A 1,081-nucleotide genomic window follows, 5' to 3' on the forward strand; every position below is an offset into this window, starting at 1 on the left:
TGCGGGCTCTGCGGGACTGGTTGACTGACCGGGCGGTCGAGGTCCTCGCGCTGGAAGCCACGTCGGACTACTGGCGGGCGGTGTATTACCCGCTGCAGGACGCCGGCCTGAATCTGATGCTGGTCAATCCCGCACACCTGCGCGGGGTCCGCGGCCGCAAGACCGATCCCTCCGATGCGGCGTTCCTCGCCCGCGCCGCAGCGTCCGGCATGGTGATGGCCTCGTTCGTACCCGAGCGGGCGATCCGGGAACTGCGGGAACTGACCCGCCGCCGCACCGAGATCCGCGCCGATCGCGGCCGGGAGATCCAACGTCTGGAAAAGGAACTCGAGGACAGCGGCCTCAAACTGACCAGCGTCCTGACCGACGTCACCGGGGTCAGTGCGCGACGCATCCTGACCGCCCTCATCGACGGTGAACGTGATCCCGCAACGCTGGCCGAGCTGGCCGTCAGCCATGCTCGCGTCAAGATCCCGGTCCTGACCGAGGCGCTGGAGGGCACCTTCACCGATCACCACGCGTTCATGTGCCGGCATTTCCTCGACCAGATCGATCACCTGGCCTCCCTGGTCACCGAACTGGACGCACGGGTCGCCGAGCTGCTGAAAGAACGGGACCATGATCTGAGCAATCTCGATTCCATCCCCGGGATCGGTCGCACCTCCGCCGAGATCATCATCTCCGAGACCGGCGGTGACATGGCTCCGTTTGCCACCGCCGGGCATCTCGCCTCCTGGATCGGGGTGTGTCCCGGAGTCAATGAGTCCGCAGGGGTGAACAAGTCCGGGCGCACCCGCCACGGCAACGCCAACCTCAAACGCGTGCTGGGCACCGCCGCGATGGCCGCGATCAAGCAGAAGGACTCCTACTACGCGGTCTACTACCGGCGTCTCGCTGCCCGCCGCGGCCGGCAACGAGCCTTGGTCGCGGTGATGCACAAGCTCGTCATCGCGATCTGGCACGTTCTTAAACACCGGATCGCCTACCACGAGCTCGGTGCTGACTACTTCACCCGCCGGGACCCTCAACGCGCCATGCGCCAGATCGTCAAGCAGGCCAACGCGCTGGGCATGACCGTCCG

At 66.4% G+C, this 1,081-nt stretch carries 1 protein-coding gene; it reads left to right on the forward strand.

Features of this window, described 5'->3' with window-relative positions:
• Positions 1–1,081, forward strand: a 1,081-nt coding sequence (locus OO60_RS44250) for an IS110 family RNA-guided transposase (protein WP_033263637.1), incomplete at both ends; no start/stop codon positions are given.

The sequence above is a fragment of the Amycolatopsis vancoresmycina genome (assembly GCF_000716785.1).
GTDB classification, from domain to species: Bacteria; Actinomycetota; Actinomycetes; order Mycobacteriales; family Pseudonocardiaceae; genus Amycolatopsis; species Amycolatopsis vancoresmycina.